The organism is Chitinibacter fontanus, assembly GCF_013423785.1.
In the GTDB taxonomy this organism is placed as follows: Bacteria; Pseudomonadota; Gammaproteobacteria; order Burkholderiales; family Chitinibacteraceae; genus Chitinibacter; species Chitinibacter fontanus.
Genome location: NZ_CP058952.1, coordinates 468,148 through 483,707 on the forward strand (window position 1 = coordinate 468,148; position 15,560 = coordinate 483,707).

Below are 15,560 nucleotides of genomic sequence, written 5' to 3' on the forward strand. Positions count from 1 at the left end.
GAATTATTATCATTACAATGATGTCATTGTCGCAGTATCAGCTCGGCAATACTTTTGCCAGCGACAATTTTTTATTTGCGGAAGCAGCAATTTATGGGAAAACGTGAACCAATTTTGGATGCCAGCGAACTGCAATGGCAGCGGCATGGGCAACACTATTCGCTCTGGCAAGCGCAGCATTTAAAGCCTGTACTGCATGGTTTGATGTTTGAGCAGCAGGTGCAACAAGGCTTGTGGCTACACGCTACCGAGGTGGAGTTTCACCAGCCGCTATGTTCGTCCGGCGAAATTGGCCCGGGGCTAAAAATCATTGTGATGCTGCAGGGGCAAGTTCAAGCGCAATTTGGTGAGACGCAACTCCTGCTGGGCGGGCCGCGTGATAATTGCGTTCTGTTACAGCAACAAGATGGAGATGGCAGTGAAATGGCGCGCACGGCTTTTAAGCGCATTGTTTCGCAGGCAGGACATCAAAGTCAGGTGGTGCTAACTTGCGGCCAAAGCTGGTTACACAGCTGCGGCTTGGATTTAGCCCAGCATGGGCCATTTGCGCGCGTGCCACGCACTGCGCTGTCGAGCCGCAGTCTGGGAGCCAGCACCACAGTGCTCTCCGCAGCTAAACAACTGCTAAACCATCAGCGTTACGCCACACCACTGGGCAAGTTAGAGCAAGAAAGCCATGCGCTGGCCTTGCTCGTTGCTGCGCTGAATATCCAGCCACAGCCACAATCGCTCAAACCGCGTGCGCAACAGCGCATTGCGCAGCTATTGAATATATTGCATGAAGATTTAGCGAATAACTGGAGCCTAACGCAACTAGCGCAGCAACTAGGCAGTAATCCCACCACCTTACAGCAGCATTTTCGCCAAAGCACCGGCTACAGTATTGCCGACTATGTACGGCGCCAGCGCTTGCAGCGGGCACATCAGCAATTATCTGAAGGGCTTTCTGCCACCGAAGCTGCGCTCAATGCCGGCTATAACTCGCCAGCCAATTTTGCCACGGCATTCAAGCGCCATTTCGGTATTTCTCCGCGCCAGGTCAGCACTTGATAACCCGTTGCAACATGATGAGCATGGCACTGAGCTATGCGCCACATCAAGCCAGCGCGATCGGCAATTGGGTATAACAGCGCATTCCCTGTTTTGAGTTTGCCATGCTCGCGTTCACCGCCACCAGTCACAGTGATCAAGCACGCCGCTATCTATCGTGGATTGATTTATCTAAACAGACCCACGGTGGCCGTGTGCAAAAAGTATCGGTCACCGCTGGTTTTAGCTGCCCGAATCGTGATGGTAGCAAAGGGATTGGTGGCTGCACATTTTGCAACAATGCAGGCTTTACCCCAGGGTATGCGCGTGACAATAAGGATGATATTCGCATGCAGCTCGATACCGGGCTGGAGTTCTTGAAACGTCGCTATCCACGCACTGTGCGCTGGGTTGCCTATTTTCAGGCCTATAGCAATACCTATGGGGAACAGCAGCAATTAATCAAAACCTATCAAACCGCCCTAGCTCACCCCGATATCTCCGGTCTGGTCATTGGCACTAGGCCCGATTGCGTCTCTAATGAACTGCTTGATTATCTAGCACAGCTATCGCAACACCATCTGATCGAGCTGGAGTTAGGACTTGAATCGACTAATGATGCCGCGCTGCGCAGAGTAAATCGCGGTCATGATTATGCTTGCAGCGTGGATGCTATTGAGCGCGCGGCTGCACGTGGCTTAAGCGTTAGCGCTCATTTGATGTTTGGTCTGCCGGGTGAAAGCCGTAGTAGTATGCTCGATGGTGCCAAGCTGCTATCGGCATTACCTCTGGCTTCGCTGAAATTGCATCAGCTTCAGGTCGTCAAAGGCACCCGCCTAGCCAATGCTTGGCGCAAAAACCCTGCCAGCGTGCCGCTGCTGACGCAGAAAGAATATCTGGAGCTGCTGGCCGATTTTATTGAGCATCTCAACCCCAATATTGCGATTCAGCGCGTCGGTAGTGAAGTCCCTCCCTCATTACGCCTTGCGCCCGATTGGTCTTTGCGCCTATCCGAACTCGCGCCACTGTTGACCCAAACCTTGCAACAGCGCAATAGCTGGCATGGTCGCTTATGGCAAGCGACTTAGCCGATTAGGACGCGCTAGCAGGGAGTTCAATGGTAATGAGCAACCCCGCGTCGGCACCATTGTCAGCACGAATCTGCCCGCCGTGGGCTTCGATCACCCGTCGGGCAATCGCCAAACCTAAGCCATAGCCAGCAGGCGTGTCAGCCTGTGCCGCACGATAAAATGGTTCAAAAATCGCCGCTAGTTCTTGCTGCTGCACACCGGGGCCTTGATCAGCAATGGCAAAATGCCAACTTGAGCCAAACCTTTGCATCTCTAGTGTCACGCGCGTGTTGGCAGGGCTAAAACGTAAAGCATTGCGTAGAATATTTTCAAATGCCCGCCGTAATAATTCAGGATTGCCGACCCATTGCAAGGTGGCAAGGGGTGGAAACCAGTAAATGGTTTTTTGCTGAGCCAGCGCCTCAAAATTGGCGTCATCAACCAATTCACTCAACAGCGCAATCAGATCAAATGACTCACTATGTTGAGCCGCACCCGCCTCGATACGCGATAAGGTCAATAGCTCACCAATTAATTGATTAATTCGCTCTGATTCTCGCTCGATCCGTTCCAGCAAACGCTCCTGCTGCTGTGGTTGCTGCTGTGCCAGCCCAATTGCCAGCTGCAGGCGCGCCAGTGGCGAGCGCAGCTCGTGCGACACATCGTGCAACAGTCGTCGTTGCCCTTCGAGCAAGGCACGTAACTGATCGGCCATATGATCATAATCGCGTGCCAGATCGGATAACTCATCATGCCGTCGTGCCAAGCGTGGGCTAACTCGGAGGGACAAATCCCCTTTGGCAGCGGCTTGTACTGCAGCACGTAAATGGCGTACTGGCGTACTTACATACCAAGCCAACAAAGCCGCAGAAAGTACACTGGCAAGTGCACCTCCCAGCATGGGCTCAATGGGAAAGTGATGTGGCCGAGGTGGTGGCCGTGGCGCATCTGATGAAGGTGGATGAGCCCAATTGGCGGCAGGCTCGGCCGGTGGACGTGCATGCAGCCAAATCGTACTGCCAACGGCCACAAAGGTAATTAGCTGGGCGAGAAAAATGAAGCTAAAAAATTTCCAGAACAGGCGCCCCATTATTGCTCCCGAATCAACTGATAGCCTTGCCGAAATACGGTCTGAATGCAGGAGCGGCCATCGGGCAATAGCCCTAATTTATGCCGAATACTACTCAAGTGCACATCAATGCTGCGATCAAACTTGGCCAACGGGCGACCTAAACCTTGCTGCGAGAGTTGCTCTTTACTCACGGGGCGCCCAGCAAACTGCGCGAGCACTTCTAATAAACTAAATTCCGTGCTGGTCAGCTCTAGCGCTTGCCCTGCCCAACTCGCACGGCGCTCCGATGGCCATAATGTTAATTGCCCCACGGTGACTGCCGCCAATTGATCTTTGGCAAAACCTTGGCTGCGCCGCAAAATAGCGCGTATCCGCGCAGCAATTTCTCTGGCCGAACTCGGTTTGGGCACGTAATCGTCAGCGCCTAGCTCTAGGCCAATAATTCGGTCAGCATCATCGCCCATGGCGGTGAGTAAAATCACGGGTAAATGGCTTAGGCTACGAATCTTGCGCAATGTTTCAATGCCATTCATTTGCGGCATCATCACATCAATCACCGCAATATCAAACTGCCCGCTTAATGCTGCTTGCGCGCCGGTCAAACCATCATAAGCTCGCTCGATACTAAAGCCATCTTGAATTAAATATTCGCCCAAGAGCTCAAGCAGCTCAACGTCGTCGTCCACTAGTAATACACGCGGCATAGCAAGGTCTGAGTATGAATTAACAATGTGCAGCATAAATGATTTTAGCTGCGCAATAACGGTGATTTACCTGCTTTTACATCTACTTAACGGCCATTAACGCACTGGACGCTCAGAATCAATCTTCGAAAAGCAGGTATTCGCCTGCTTCTGTTCCGGAGTGAAATCATGTTTTTACCACTCACGAAAACCCGCAGCCTGTTAGTGGCAGGCACGCTAGCCATTGGGCTAGTCAATCATGGGTATAGCGCTGAACCTATATGTGAAAAAGCCCCTCATCAACATACCCACTCAGATCAGCATCTTACCCCGCCGCTTTTACGCGGTATTGAACTGAGCAATGCACAAAAAGCTCAGCTCAAAACCATTTTGGAGGCTGCGACACCTTCCGAGCCCGACGCGCCGCCGGCTCCAAGCAGCGCCGTGCAGCAATTAATCACCGCCAAAAGCTTTGATCGTAGCCGAGCGGCAGCCATCATTCAGACACAACAATCGGCCATGGCCGAACACCAACTCCAGCGCTGGGCACTTGAACAGCAAATTTATCAATTGCTCACGGCGGAACAGCAATTGATTGCCCAACAGAACTTGGCACGCCCTCATCCACCGGCACCGCATTAAACGCTAGCGCAAGCTATCTCTCGATCTCTCACTTGGGGACGGCAGAATCTGCCGTCCTTTTTTACAACCAAAAAACATCAATAAATCAGCCACTTAACCCACGGCAATCTTTGCCAAGCTCACCCTAAGTAACCTGATTACAGCTGTTATTGCTGAAACTATCTCCACCCTAACGTGGCTTATGGCGCAAAAAATGGCTTGGCTTAACGCAGTTTTACCTGCCTTTACACTTCCCACGGCCAAATTTTGCGCCAGTTGGCCGATGATTTGCTTAGCAGGGATGGAAATGAATTATCGATGCCCATTAGGTAACGCTAGTCATTTCAGAATAAACAGCATTAACTAACTAGGAGTGAATTATGTCGATTAGCAGCGTTTCAAATAGCAGTTGGCTAGCGCAATTAAGCCAAACCAGCAATTCGTCCAATAAAGTCACTACTCAGCCCCCAGAACCACCACCGGGTGGAGGGCGTGGTGGTGGCCAGATGCTTTCGGCCATTCAAAGTGCCTTAAGCGAGCTGGGCGTAGGTAGCGACTCAAGCAGTAGCAGTGACAGCCAAATCAGCACGAACAACACCGACAGCAGTCAGGCGCTGGGGGCGTTCATGCAACAACTGATGCAGTCTTTGCGCGCGCAAAATAGCACAGCCAGCACGAGCGATCAGCCGAGCAGCACTGGTATACAAGGACGACGTGGCCCACCACCGGATATGGCGAGCGATTTACAAAGTCTGATCAGCAAGCTGGGCAGCGGCAGCAGCGATGGCAGCAACACAGATCTGCAAACCAGCTTTAGCGAGCTAGTCAGTAGCCTTGGGGTGATAGTAGCAAAGTGAATCTAAGTGATTTTTTAAGCGCATTGTCCAGCAAACTACCCAATCTGGGCAGCAAAGGTAATATCGTTACAACGCAGGCATAAATGCAAAAACCCCCAGCACTCACTGGGGGTTTTGGTATGCGCTAGCACCACAAATAGCAAGACAATTACGCCAACGCTTTATATAAGTTATAGGCACTCAGCAAGGTAATCAGGCCACCCACAAACCAGAGCAGCGTACGCGCTGGCAATTTGTGGCACAACCAAGCGGCAAACGGTGCGGCAAATAAGCCACCGACAATTAAACCGGCCACCAAAATCCAGTGCTCCATTTCAGCCCACAGCAAAAATGCACCTGCAGTTGAAAAGGCAATAAAGAACTCCGCCGCATTCACCGAACCAATGGTTTTACGTGGATCTGTACCTCGCCCAACCAGAGTCGAAGTCACCACAGGGCCCCAACCGCCCCCACCGACCGCATCGACAAAACCACCCAACAAAGCCAGCGGTGCCACGTGTTTCACCGCATCGGAGTGTGGTTTAGGATGCGTAGCCAACCAAGCTTTACGCAAAATATACAAGCCCATCAATAGCAAATAGGCTGCCACATACGGCTTGATGAGCTTACCATCGATATTGGTCAGCAAAAATGCGCCCGTCACGCCACCAATCACGCCCGGAATCACCAAGCGCTTAAATAAGGCTTTATCGACATTGCCAAATTTTAAATGGGATAAACCCGAAAAGCCGGTAGTAAATACTTCGGCCACATGCACCGCAGCCGAAGCCGCTGCTGGGCTAGCACCAACGCCGATCAAAAAAGTATTCGAGCTAATGCCATAGGCCATTCCCAATGCGCCATCAATGGCCTGCGCGGCAAAGCCGACGGCCACCGCGGCCCAAAAAGCGGGTGAGGTCAGTACACGCTCAATGCCGCTCAGTACGCTTTGATGGGCTGGTAAATCAACGTTTTGCAGGGTAAAGCTGATTGCGGTCACCAGAATTAAGATTGCCAAGCCCAGGTAACGCTTGCGCTGCCAAAACCGGCGTTCGCTACCGATGGCAGTATCCAGCGGGGGTAAACCAAGCGCCTGATGCTCGAGATTTTCTGGACTATCGCTTAAATCTGGGTGGCGAATTTTCATAACTAACGCTCAAAGTGAAAAACATTTGAGCGCAGTATAAAGGCCATTTTTATTTCCATTTAGACCATTTGGTTAATTCCATAAACCCAAATAATCTATGAAAACAATCAAACCAAACCGGCTAACTCCAGTCAATCAGAGGTTGCGACACAATTTGTCGTGTCGCCAGAACGCTTAAGTTGCGCTTGGGAATGGCACATTCTAGTAATTGTGCCATCCGGGTTTTGTGGACGGGCACGAGGCTTAAGGCGGTCTGGCCCGCCAAAGTCTCTTGCAAAGGATTGGCTCCGGCCTGCAATAAGCGAACCACAATCGCATCATGCCCATACGCAACCGCCTGATGCAGCGCGGTACGACCATCTTTACGGGCGTGGTGGACTTGGGCTCCAAGTTCTAACAAGATCTCCACTAGGGCTAAATGCCCCGCTGCTGCCGCCAAGATGAGCGGCGTACTACCTCGGTGGCTCAAGGCATCAAGATCAGCGCCCGCATCTAACAAGGCGCATACGATACTGGTATGTCCTTGCAACGCGGCTAAGTGCAGCGCTTGATGACCATCGGAATCCACTGTCATTAGCCCTTGACCTTGATCGAGCAAGGTTCGCACGCGAATCAAGCGCCCCGCAAAAGCAGCTTGCATCAGAGGAGACCATTCATCTTGTGCAACTTGCGGCATCACAGAGGCAGGCCAGTCATACCCGACCAATGTACTTACTGATGCGTCATCTTTGACAAGGCTACTGTACATATACCCATGATTTTCAGTTGCATCCGCAACTGATCTGACCCCATTCCAGACATCACGGCTGGCAATAATGTGTGGCATCAAGTCAATATAGGCAACCGACAAGCGCATTAATTCACGCACCACCGTGGGGGAATGTGCAATCTGAGCTGTCGCTTGGGTTTCATCAAGCACTAGCCAATTGAGCAATTCATCTTCCAGACCCGCTTCGCCCCAGCGCAAGGCAATGCGATCGGCAATGGCAGGAAATTGGGCAATCAATTGATGGGGGATCAGGTCTTGACGGTTCAGCGCTGATAGCTGCTTGGCCAGCAAATGCATGATGCGCTCCTAGCTTTACTTGGGTAGCTAGAGCTTAGCGCCGAGGCCGGTTTAGCCGCCGTTAAGAAATACCACGCTGGCATGGTAATTTGCACATTGATCGGCCCGGCGCTCAGCCACGTTTATCGCGAGCCAGCCACGGCGGCGGCAAACCCTGACTTGCCCAGTGCTGCTCCAATCGCGTCCAGATCGCATCCTTTTGCTCGGCGGGCAATGCGACCCACATGGCCACTTCCTGCATCGTGCGGCCACAACCACGGCAGACATCATCGCCAACAGCAGTTGAGCACACTGCGATGCAAGGCGAATCGGGGCGATTAGCGGATTGAGTCATGATTTTTCTCACAAATAAGCCATTGGAACCAAGAAATAGCCGCCATCTGGGCGTCATATTTCATTCATATTCTGGTCGCACTACTGTCATGTGACAGCGGCAAGATGGTTTTACACCCTCGACGGAGTGCGATTATGGCTAATGAATTACGCTTTCGCAGCATCTGGATTTCCGATGTCCACTTGGGCACTTCGGGCTGCCAAGCCGAGTATTTACTGGATTTTCTCAAGCACACCGAGTGTGATCACCTCTACCTCGTCGGCGACATTATCGACGGCTGGGCCTTAAAAAGAAACTGGTACTGGCACCAGAGCCATAACGATGTGATTCAAAAAGTGTTGCGTAAAGCACGCAAAGGCACACAGGTTACATTTATCCCCGGCAATCACGATGAAGCCGCCCGTCAGTTTATTGGCCTGATGTTTGGTGAAATCAAAATCGAAGATGAAGTTATCCATACCGCAGCCAATGGCAAACGCTATCTGGTGCTGCATGGTGATCAATTTGATGCCGTTGTGCAATGTGCCAAATGGCTGGCCATCGTGGGAGACCGCGCTTATGGCCTCACCCTTAAACTCAATCACTGGTTTAACCGCGCCCGTGCCCGCATGGGACTGGGTTATTGGTCGCTATCGCAATACCTGAAACACAAAGTCAAAAAAGCAGTCAATTTTGTGACCGATTTTGAAGAAGCGGTCGCGGCGGAGGCAAAAAATCGCGGTCTGGACGGCGTGATTTGCGGTCATATCCACAAAGCAGAAATGCGCGACATCAATGGCGTGATGTACTGCAATGACGGCGATTGGGTCGAAAGCCTAACCGCTTTGGTCGAATTGGCCAATGGCGAATTAAAAATTATCACCTGGCAAAAGCTTTACGGTGAGCAGGCAGAACAACTGGCTGCTTTGCTACCGAGCCCATCTTTAACTCCTGTACTTCAATTGAACAAAGGAAATGCGGCATGAAGATTTTGATCGTTACCGATGCTTGGGAACCCCAAGTGAATGGAGTGGTACGTACGCTAAAACAAACGCGCGCCGAGCTGCAAAAAATGGGCCATACCGTGGAGCTACTCACGCCATTGGAATTCAAAACCATTCCTTGCCCGACATACCCCGACATTCGTTTATCACTATTTCCTGGCAGCAAGGTCAATCAACGAATTGGTGACTTTGCCCCTGATGCAATTCACATTGCCACCGAAGGCCCACTAGGATTAGCTGCACGCAAGTATTGCCTGAAACACAAACTGCCCTACACGACGGCATATCACTCCCGTTTCCCAGAGTATGTGCAGCTACGCTTTGGTATTCCTCTCTCGTGGACCTATGCCTGGCTAGCGCGCTTTCATAATTCGGCACAAGCCGTGATGGCGCCGACGCGGGTCGTGGTTGAAGATCTGGAAAAACGCGGCATTAAAAATGTTGTGCTGTGGTCGCGTGGTGTGGATTTGGAAGTGTTTAAACCTGGCCGCCGTGACAAGCTAACCTCACGCTCACCGATTTTTGTGTACGTGGGCCGCGTTGCGGTCGAAAAAAATGTGCAGGCATTTTTGGAGCTGGATTTGCCCGGCAGCAAATGGATTGTCGGCGATGGCCCCGCTGCGGCAGGGCTCAAAGCCCAATATGGCAATATGCCCAATATTCACTGGCTCGGGGTATTGAATCAAGCCGAACTCGCTGAAGTGTATAGCAGCGCTGATGTATTTGTTTTCCCTAGCAAGACAGATACGTTTGGCCTGGTATTGCTCGAAGCAATGGCCTGTGGCTGCCCTGTAGCTGCATACCCCGTCACCGGCCCGATTGATGTCATTGGCACCGATGGCCCTGGCTCACTGCACGAAGACCTGCACGAAGCTTGCATGGGGGCGCTACAGCTTGATCGCGCCGAAGTAAGGCGCTTTGCGGAACGCTACTCTTGGGGTGCAGCGAGCCGGCAATTTGCTTCACATTTGCACCCATTTACCCCTCATGCTCAGCAAGAGCTACGCTTAGCTGAACAAGGCGCGGGCGGCGAATAAACTTCGGCTAACTGCTACGCAATAAAAAAGGCGGCCTAGCCGCCTTTTTTATTGCCATGTTCATTTCAATTAACGACTAATGCGCGCCGCATCGGCAAAACGCTTGGCAGCATCTTGCGGCGTCATATTGGCATTGCGCCAGAAGGCTTCGACAATATCAAACCAAGCCATCCGCACATCATCCTGCACCGCCATATTATGCGCCCACGATGGTACCAATACCCCTTTGCTGGCCGCCCCAGAAAAATCACGCGCCGATTGTTTCGCGTAATCATCATAGCGCGACAAATTAACATCGGTACGCGCAGGAATATTGCCTTTGTACAAGTTGAAGACTTCCTGCCCTTCCTGGCTCATCAGTAAGCTCACAAAGTCACGTTGTGCAGCAATAGCTTTTGGCTCTCGCAACTTGAACATCGTCAGGGTATCTGCGGCAAAGCTGTATTCCCCATTGATCGTTGGCGATGGTACGCACAGATAATCTACGCCCTGCTCTTTACCCGCTTGGACAAACTCGCCTTTGGCCCAATCACCCTGAATAATCATCGCCGCACGGCCATTGACTACGTCGGCGGTTGCCAAATTCCAGTCGCGAGCAGCAGCATCAGGCGTGCAATATGGCTTCATGCGGCGCAGAGTTTCCAGTGCACGAATCATCGCCGGGCCAGTCAATGCAGCAGGGTCAAGCTGGCTAAACGCTTTCACATAAAAATCTGCGCCACCCTGACCCAGAGCAAGAGCTTCAAAAATGGTCGCAATTTGCCAGTGCTGTTCGCCCAAGGCAATCATTGGAATCCCCGCTTGCTTAAAGCGCTCAGCAGCAGCAAAAAACTCATCCCAAGATTTAGGCACACTCTGGCCAATGCGCTTAAACATAGCCGCATTAATCCACATCATATTGACGCGAGCCACGCCTAAAGGCACTGCCACATATTGGCCGTTGGCCTGCATCATTTTATCCAGCACCGCAGGCAAAATGGCCGACCAGTTTTCCGCACGGGCAATATCACTCAAATCAGCTAAAACGCCATCTTTCGCCCAGTTTTGGATTTTAACCCCGCCAATTGCCGCCGCAGTGGGTGGATTTCCCGACATTACCCGCTGTTTCAGCGAACCCATCGGATTGTCTCCACCGATTTGTGCATCAACCCAGTGATGGTCACGTTGATTCAGTAAAGCTTTAATCTCGGATACGGCCTTGGCCTCACTAGAGGCCTGCCACCAGTGCAGCACCTCAATATCGGCCAAGCGATAGCTACCCACAATTTGCAGCAATCGTTTGGCGCGATCATCTAGCGATAAAATTGTTTTATTGGCTTGTTGCAATGCCGAATCAGTCGCCATGGTCATGACATTAATCTGCTCGGCAGAGGTTGCCATCGACATCGCAGCTGACGATTGCTCGGTTGTCGAATCGGCAATTTGCCTTACCAAACTAACGACATGATCCATACGCTCACGAATATTCAACATATGCGTGCGCGCATCGTCGGCCAGAGTCACACTTTGACCGACTCGTTCGGAAGTACTCGCCATATTGCTGACTGCACGATCGGTTTCCATGCCTACTGATTCAATTTTACGAGCAATTTCTACCGTCGCTTGAGCTGTACGTTCAGCTAGTTTGCGCACTTCATCGGCGACTACAGCAAACCCACGCCCTTGTTCGCCGGCCCGCGCAGCCTCAATGGCGGCATTTAGTGCTAATAAGTTGGTCTGATCAGCAATATCTTTAATCACACCAATAATGCCGCTAATCTCGACGGAGCGCTCACCCAAACCATCCATGGTTTTGCCCAATGAAACCATGGCGTTCGACACTTGCCCAACCTCTTCCGAAACGCGCTGTACCGAATCGGCACTTTCACCCGAAATGCGCTGGGTTTCATTGACTACATGATCCATATCGCGCGCACTATCGGCAATGTGATTGATACTGACGGTAATTTCCTCAACGGTCGCCGCTGAAGACGCGGCAAAATCGGATTGGCTGCGCGTGTCTTTAGCCATCTGCGCTGTTACCGCACTCAGCTCATGCAGGCTAATGGCCAGCCCCTCCATTTCGCGTTGCACATCGCGCAACACGTTTTGAAATTTGGCCACAAATGAGTTGTAGCCTTGGGCTATTTCACCCACCTCACCTGCGGTCACGGGCAGGCGCAAGGTTAAATCTCCATGAGTGCTCGCTTGGGTGCGAATAGCCTCGGCCATACGCTGCAATTGCCCTAATGAGCCATGCAATACCCAAAACAAACCAGCCAACATGACGATTAAACCAATGATGAAAACTATCCAGCTCAGTGCCGTTGAATTGCCGCCCAACAACAGCATCAACATGCTGACTAAATAAACACCGCCAGCTACTGCAAAAATACGCGCCTGAATTGACATCATCACCACCGAAAACTTGAAATAAAAGTGAAATACGGGAAAAACCCAATAGCTTTAAACAAATAAGCATAAACTAATTTTGCTGCAACTTACTTACAGCACTTGTATTTGTGGTTTTTTCCAGCCAAAAATCGTCAAGACTCGCTTCAATATAGCCATTCACGCTTGAAAATGAAGCTTTGCAGAACCATGTGTGAATAAATTACTCCGCCAAGTGAGTCACAATGCTGCAAGCAATTTACGGTCTTTACCGCCAATGGTGGCTTAAACGTCATCCAATCAGCGACGAACTCTGGCTACCACTGACCACGATGCCAATTTTGCGTGGACTCAGTGCCAATGAGTTACAGCGTTTAAAAGCGCTTGCCGCGTGGTTCTTGCACACCAAATCCATTTCGCCGGTGAAAGACATCGAGTTTAGCGACCCGATGCGTTTGGTATTGGCCGTGCAAGCAGTGTTGCCGATTTTGAATTTAGGCTTTGACGCCTACGATGATTGGCAAGAAATCATTATTTATCCCAGCCAGTTTGTTACCCCGACCAGCGAGCGCGATCGCCATGGCTTTGTGCATGAAGGCGAGCAAGTGCTGGCAGGGCAAGCACGCAGTGACGGCCCAGTGCTACTGTCATGGCACGATGTGATGGAAGCGCCATGGCAAGATGGCTTTAATGTGGTTATTCACGAGCTGGCGCACAAGCTCGATATGCGCAATGGATTTCCCAATGGCAACCCGCCACTGCATCACGGCATGAACCAAAATCACTGGCAGACTGCGTTTAGCCATGCCTTTATCGATTTGCAGCATAAAGCGCATCACGGCGAATACAGCCCAATCGATTTATATGCGGCCACCAATGCCGCGGAATGCTTTGCCGTTTGCTCAGAAGTATTTTTTGAAGACCCGCACACGCTGCTAGAAACCTACCCGGCGGTATATGAACAACTCAAACTCTTTTATCGGCAAGACCCCAAAACTCGTCTGCCTCGTGTAGGCTATCGCCCTTATTTTGCAGAAGCCGCAGTCCATTAAAATGATAGGTCTAATCAGTACCAATACCCCCCGGAGCTTTGCACGGAAGCGCAATTACTGGGCTTACCACTGTGGGATACCCCCCTAGTGATGCAACACACTATTTGAGCTGGGTTGATGAGCATCTTGAGCTACATTCGTTAACGGAAAAAGCGCCGGTGTTTGTTGACTTTGTTGGCGGCGCGGCGGCACATCGCCGCCAGTTTGGTGGTGGCCGTGGCCAGCCAGTAGCTAAAGCAGTCGGCATTAAAAGCGGCTATCTGCCGCGGGTGCTTGATGCCACAGCGGGGCTGGGCCGCGATGGTTTTGTTTTAGCGAGTCTAGGGTGTGAGGTTACGCTTATTGAGCGTACCCCAGTAGCGTATTTACTGCTAAAAGACGGACTAAGCCGTGCGCAGCAAGATACCCATGTAGCCGAAATTGCAAATCGGATGCAACTCCACTTTGGCGACGGCCGTGCGTGGCTCGCCGAGCGAGCCGCAGGCACTGGCCCCTAGCCGTGCAAGAATTCGACGTAGTGTATCTCGACCCGATGTTCCCCGAGCCGGGTAAACGCGCCAAGTCAAAAAAAGAAATGGCCGCCTTTCAAACGCTGATCGGCGGCGATGAAGACGCCGACGCCCTGCTGCCCCCAGCACGCCAAATTGCACTAAAACGCGTGACCGTGAAACGGCCTCGCCATGCGCCCCATTTAGCTGGGTGCAAACCTGATTTTGCGCTAGAAGGCGAAAGCACCCGTTTTGATGGCTATCTGCCGCTACGCGCGGGCACTTAATCCCACTTAATCCCACTTAATCCAATTGCAGCTGATAATCAGCCAGATGCCGATGCGCAGCAATACGCTGTGCATTCGGTTCATCCGTTTGCATCACCCACGCTAGTGCGGCTGCCGGCGTACGGCCGAATTGCTGATGACGTAAAAGTAAACGCTCACGCCGCACTTCATCAGGCACATCAACATAATAGGTTTGGCTTAAACATGGCCGCACCGCCTCCCAGCCCAGCTGCGGCAGCAGCAAATAATTTCCCTCAGTAATGACCAAGGGAGTTTGCGGTAGCACGGCAATCGCATTGGCGATCGGCTCTTCGATTTCGCGACGAAACTCTGGCGCATAAATCACTTCTTCAGCCGATTGCAGGCGAATTCTTTGCAATAAATGTACGTAGCCCGCCACATCAAAAGTATCCGGTGCCCCTTTCCTAGCGGCCCGCCCAAGTCGGGCTAGCTCCACATTTGCTAAATGAAAGCCATCCATCGGCACCAACACTGCGGCATCCCCCAAGGCAGCGATCAGTTTGGCAGCCACAGTTGACTTGCCCGCCCCCGGTGCACCGATTAAGCCCAAAATATGTCGCTCGCCACTGGCGATGAGTTGGTTTGCTTGTTGCAGTAGCGCCATGAAATCCATGTCTTTTCCTTTGGTGTTGATTGGCAAAATCCGCGTTGACCTAATCACCATCGCTACCTTGCACTTTGACGGAACGCGCTTGTAAATGGCTATAAGGTGAATTACCCAATTAAACTACCCTGACATGCACCGCGCCAAGTAGTGCAGACCAAACTAAGCGCAATATTCTGAAAAATAATGTCTAGATTTGTCCCCTAACTTGCCTTACTCTGGCCTAACCAAGCTGACACTCAGGGCAGATAATCCACTAATCAATTATTAATGGAGCAAAAAATGTCCTCTGCCCTACTGGTTATCGATGTGCAACAATCTTTCGAACAGCGCCCATTTTGGACGGATGCCGATCTACCTACTTTTGCTGAACAGCTAAATCGCTTAATCGCGGGTTGCGAAGCCGCGCAAATACCCGTTGTTAATATACTGCACGTGGATGGTGATGCGCCCTTCAGTAAAGCCAGTGGTTGGGTAAAACCAATGGCCTTTTTACGCCACACACCTGCGGCCACCTTCGAAAAGCAGGTTCACAACGCACTTACCGAGTCGGGCCTGTTGCAATGGCTACATCAGCGGCAAATTAAGCGCTTAATTATCAGCGGTATTCGCACCGAGCAGTGCTGCGAAACCACCACACGCGTGGCGTCAGATTTGGGGTTTGCGGTGGATTTTGTCACCGAGGCCACCTTAACCTTCGCGATGACCCATACCAATGGCCGGGTTTTTAGCCCCGCCGAAATTAAAGAGCGAACCGAGCTGGTGCTGGCTAGACGCTTTGCCCGCATCTGCACCGTGGCCGACATACTGGCCGAGCTATCTGCAATCGATCGCCCGCGATTACAAGGAGTTCAATAATG

The 15,560-nt window shown here is 51.6% G+C and carries 17 protein-coding genes; 10 read left to right on the forward strand and 7 right to left on the reverse strand.

The genetic code is table 11. The features are described from left to right. The first annotated feature begins 93 nt into the window (after positions 1–93). Both HZU75_RS02150 and mnmL read left to right on the forward strand, forming a co-directional pair. Complete coding sequence (locus HZU75_RS02150) at positions 94–1,050, forward strand: helix-turn-helix transcriptional regulator (RefSeq protein ID WP_180307574.1); 957 nt, start codon at positions 94–96, stop codon at positions 1,048–1,050. A gap of 104 nt (positions 1,051–1,154) precedes the next feature. Beyond that, positions 1,155–2,117 (forward strand): tRNA modification radical SAM protein MnmL/YtqA, encoded by a 963-nt coding sequence (gene mnmL / locus HZU75_RS02155; protein ID WP_180307575.1) that lies wholly within the window; start codon positions 1,155–1,157, stop codon positions 2,115–2,117. A 4-nt stretch (positions 2,118–2,121) separates the two neighbouring features. Here mnmL and HZU75_RS02160 read toward each other — a convergent pair whose 3' ends face one another. Together HZU75_RS02160 and HZU75_RS02165 are read right to left on the reverse strand one after the other, a co-directional pair. Further along, positions 2,122–3,189 (reverse strand): HAMP domain-containing sensor histidine kinase, encoded by a 1,068-nt coding sequence (locus HZU75_RS02160; RefSeq protein WP_180307576.1) that lies wholly within the window; start codon positions 3,187–3,189, stop codon positions 2,122–2,124. Then, on the reverse strand, positions 3,189–3,875 hold the full coding sequence (locus HZU75_RS02165; RefSeq protein WP_180307577.1) for a response regulator transcription factor: 687 nt from the start codon (positions 3,873–3,875) through the stop codon (positions 3,189–3,191). Before HZU75_RS02165 ends, HZU75_RS02160 begins: the two co-directional genes overlap by 1 nt. A 168-nt stretch (positions 3,876–4,043) precedes the next feature. Here HZU75_RS02165 and HZU75_RS02170 point away from each other — a divergent pair, with 168 nt between their 5' ends. Together HZU75_RS02170 and HZU75_RS02175 are read left to right on the forward strand one after the other, a co-directional pair. After that, positions 4,044–4,496 (forward strand): Spy/CpxP family protein refolding chaperone, encoded by a 453-nt coding sequence (locus HZU75_RS02170; protein ID WP_180307578.1) that lies wholly within the window; start codon positions 4,044–4,046, stop codon positions 4,494–4,496. Between the two features lie 359 nt (positions 4,497–4,855). After that, on the forward strand, positions 4,856–5,332 hold the full coding sequence (locus tag HZU75_RS02175; RefSeq protein WP_228028157.1) for a hypothetical protein: 477 nt from the start codon (positions 4,856–4,858) through the stop codon (positions 5,330–5,332). A 148-nt stretch (positions 5,333–5,480) separates the two neighbouring features. Here HZU75_RS02175 and HZU75_RS02180 read toward each other — a convergent pair whose 3' ends face one another. The 3 genes from HZU75_RS02180 to HZU75_RS02190 all read right to left on the reverse strand — a co-directional run bounded on the left by HZU75_RS02180 (position 5,481) and on the right by HZU75_RS02190 (position 7,858). Continuing rightward, complete coding sequence (locus HZU75_RS02180) at positions 5,481–6,458, reverse strand: sulfite exporter TauE/SafE family protein (protein ID WP_180307579.1); 978 nt, start codon at positions 6,456–6,458, stop codon at positions 5,481–5,483. Positions 6,459–6,579: 121 nt separating this feature from the next. Beyond that, the gene (locus HZU75_RS02185) at positions 6,580–7,524 is read right to left on the reverse strand and encodes an ankyrin repeat domain-containing protein (protein WP_180307580.1); all 945 of its coding nucleotides are present in this window, start codon (positions 7,522–7,524) and stop codon (positions 6,580–6,582) included. Between the two features lie 112 nt (positions 7,525–7,636). Beyond that, positions 7,637–7,858, reverse strand: a complete 222-nt coding sequence (locus HZU75_RS02190) for a DUF1289 domain-containing protein (protein WP_180307581.1) — start codon at positions 7,856–7,858, stop codon at positions 7,637–7,639. A gap of 134 nt (positions 7,859–7,992) precedes the next feature. Between HZU75_RS02190 and HZU75_RS02195 the strand changes: the two genes are divergently transcribed. Further along, complete coding sequence (locus HZU75_RS02195; protein WP_228028158.1) at positions 7,993–8,823, forward strand: UDP-2,3-diacylglucosamine diphosphatase; 831 nt, start codon at positions 7,993–7,995, stop codon at positions 8,821–8,823. Then, positions 8,820–9,878 carry a glycosyltransferase family 4 protein gene (locus tag HZU75_RS02200; RefSeq protein WP_180307583.1) on the forward strand — a complete coding sequence of 353 codons (1,059 nt, stop codon included), beginning with the start codon at positions 8,820–8,822 and terminating at the stop codon, positions 9,876–9,878. Before HZU75_RS02195 ends, HZU75_RS02200 begins: the two co-directional genes overlap by 4 nt. Positions 9,879–9,947: 69 nt before the next feature. Here HZU75_RS02200 and HZU75_RS02205 read toward each other — a convergent pair whose 3' ends face one another. Beyond that, on the reverse strand, positions 9,948–12,272 hold the full coding sequence (locus HZU75_RS02205; RefSeq protein WP_180307584.1) for an extracellular solute-binding protein: 2,325 nt from the start codon (positions 12,270–12,272) through the stop codon (positions 9,948–9,950). A gap of 221 nt (positions 12,273–12,493) precedes the next feature. Here HZU75_RS02205 and HZU75_RS02210 point away from each other — a divergent pair, with 221 nt between their 5' ends. The 3 genes from HZU75_RS02210 (at position 12,494) to HZU75_RS17545 (ending at position 14,075) form a co-directional block, all read left to right on the forward strand. Then, positions 12,494–13,300 carry a M90 family metallopeptidase gene (locus HZU75_RS02210; RefSeq protein WP_180307585.1) on the forward strand — a complete coding sequence of 269 codons (807 nt, stop codon included), beginning with the start codon at positions 12,494–12,496 and terminating at the stop codon, positions 13,298–13,300. A gap of 104 nt (positions 13,301–13,404) precedes the next feature. After that, on the forward strand, positions 13,405–13,797 hold the full coding sequence (locus tag HZU75_RS17540) for a class I SAM-dependent methyltransferase (protein ID WP_265575735.1): 393 nt from the start codon (positions 13,405–13,407) through the stop codon (positions 13,795–13,797). A 2-nt stretch (positions 13,798–13,799) separates the two neighbouring features. Continuing rightward, positions 13,800–14,075 carry a class I SAM-dependent methyltransferase gene (locus HZU75_RS17545; protein ID WP_265575736.1) on the forward strand — a complete coding sequence of 92 codons (276 nt, stop codon included), beginning with the start codon at positions 13,800–13,802 and terminating at the stop codon, positions 14,073–14,075. 16 nt (positions 14,076–14,091) lie between these two features. Here the strand turns inward: HZU75_RS17545 and HZU75_RS02220 are convergent, their stop codons facing one another. Further along, a complete protein-coding gene (locus HZU75_RS02220; RefSeq protein ID WP_180307586.1) occupies positions 14,092–14,709 on the reverse strand; it encodes a nucleoside/nucleotide kinase family protein in 618 nt (205 codons plus the stop codon). Positions 14,710–14,982: 273 nt separating this feature from the next. Here HZU75_RS02220 and HZU75_RS02225 point away from each other — a divergent pair, with 273 nt between their 5' ends. After that, entirely contained in the window at positions 14,983–15,558 is a 576-nt protein-coding gene (locus HZU75_RS02225) for a cysteine hydrolase family protein (RefSeq protein WP_180307587.1), read from the forward strand. The last annotated feature ends 2 nt before the right edge of the window (positions 15,559–15,560 follow it).

What these genes read in the sequence shown, in the direction of transcription:
- HZU75_RS02195 (WP_228028158.1), top strand. Translation starts at nt 7,993, where the DNA reads ATGGCTAATGAATTACGCTTTCGCAGCATCTGGATTTCCGATGTCCAC.
- HZU75_RS02160 (WP_180307576.1), bottom strand. Translation starts at nt 3,189, where the DNA reads ATGGGGCGCCTGTTCTGGAAATTTTTTAGCTTCATTTTTCTCGCCCAG.
- mnmL (WP_180307575.1), top strand. Translation starts at nt 1,155, where the DNA reads ATGCTCGCGTTCACCGCCACCAGTCACAGTGATCAAGCACGCCGCTAT.
- HZU75_RS02205 (WP_180307584.1), bottom strand. Translation starts at nt 12,272, where the DNA reads ATGATGTCAATTCAGGCGCGTATTTTTGCAGTAGCTGGCGGTGTTTAT.
- HZU75_RS02170 (WP_180307578.1), top strand. Translation starts at nt 4,044, where the DNA reads ATGTTTTTACCACTCACGAAAACCCGCAGCCTGTTAGTGGCAGGCACG.
- HZU75_RS02220 (WP_180307586.1), bottom strand. Translation starts at nt 14,709, where the DNA reads ATGGATTTCATGGCGCTACTGCAACAAGCAAACCAACTCATCGCCAGT.
- HZU75_RS02190 (WP_180307581.1), bottom strand. Translation starts at nt 7,858, where the DNA reads ATGACTCAATCCGCTAATCGCCCCGATTCGCCTTGCATCGCAGTGTGC.
- HZU75_RS02175 (WP_228028157.1), top strand. Translation starts at nt 4,856, where the DNA reads ATGTCGATTAGCAGCGTTTCAAATAGCAGTTGGCTAGCGCAATTAAGC.
- HZU75_RS02185 (WP_180307580.1), bottom strand. Translation starts at nt 7,524, where the DNA reads ATGCATTTGCTGGCCAAGCAGCTATCAGCGCTGAACCGTCAAGACCTG.
- HZU75_RS02200 (WP_180307583.1), top strand. Translation starts at nt 8,820, where the DNA reads ATGAAGATTTTGATCGTTACCGATGCTTGGGAACCCCAAGTGAATGGA.
- HZU75_RS02165 (WP_180307577.1), bottom strand. Translation starts at nt 3,875, where the DNA reads ATGCCGCGTGTATTACTAGTGGACGACGACGTTGAGCTGCTTGAGCTC.
- HZU75_RS02180 (WP_180307579.1), bottom strand. Translation starts at nt 6,458, where the DNA reads ATGAAAATTCGCCACCCAGATTTAAGCGATAGTCCAGAAAATCTCGAG.
- HZU75_RS02210 (WP_180307585.1), top strand. Translation starts at nt 12,494, where the DNA reads ATGCTGCAAGCAATTTACGGTCTTTACCGCCAATGGTGGCTTAAACGT.
- HZU75_RS02150 (WP_180307574.1), top strand. Translation starts at nt 94, where the DNA reads ATGGGAAAACGTGAACCAATTTTGGATGCCAGCGAACTGCAATGGCAG.
- HZU75_RS02225 (WP_180307587.1), top strand. Translation starts at nt 14,983, where the DNA reads ATGTCCTCTGCCCTACTGGTTATCGATGTGCAACAATCTTTCGAACAG.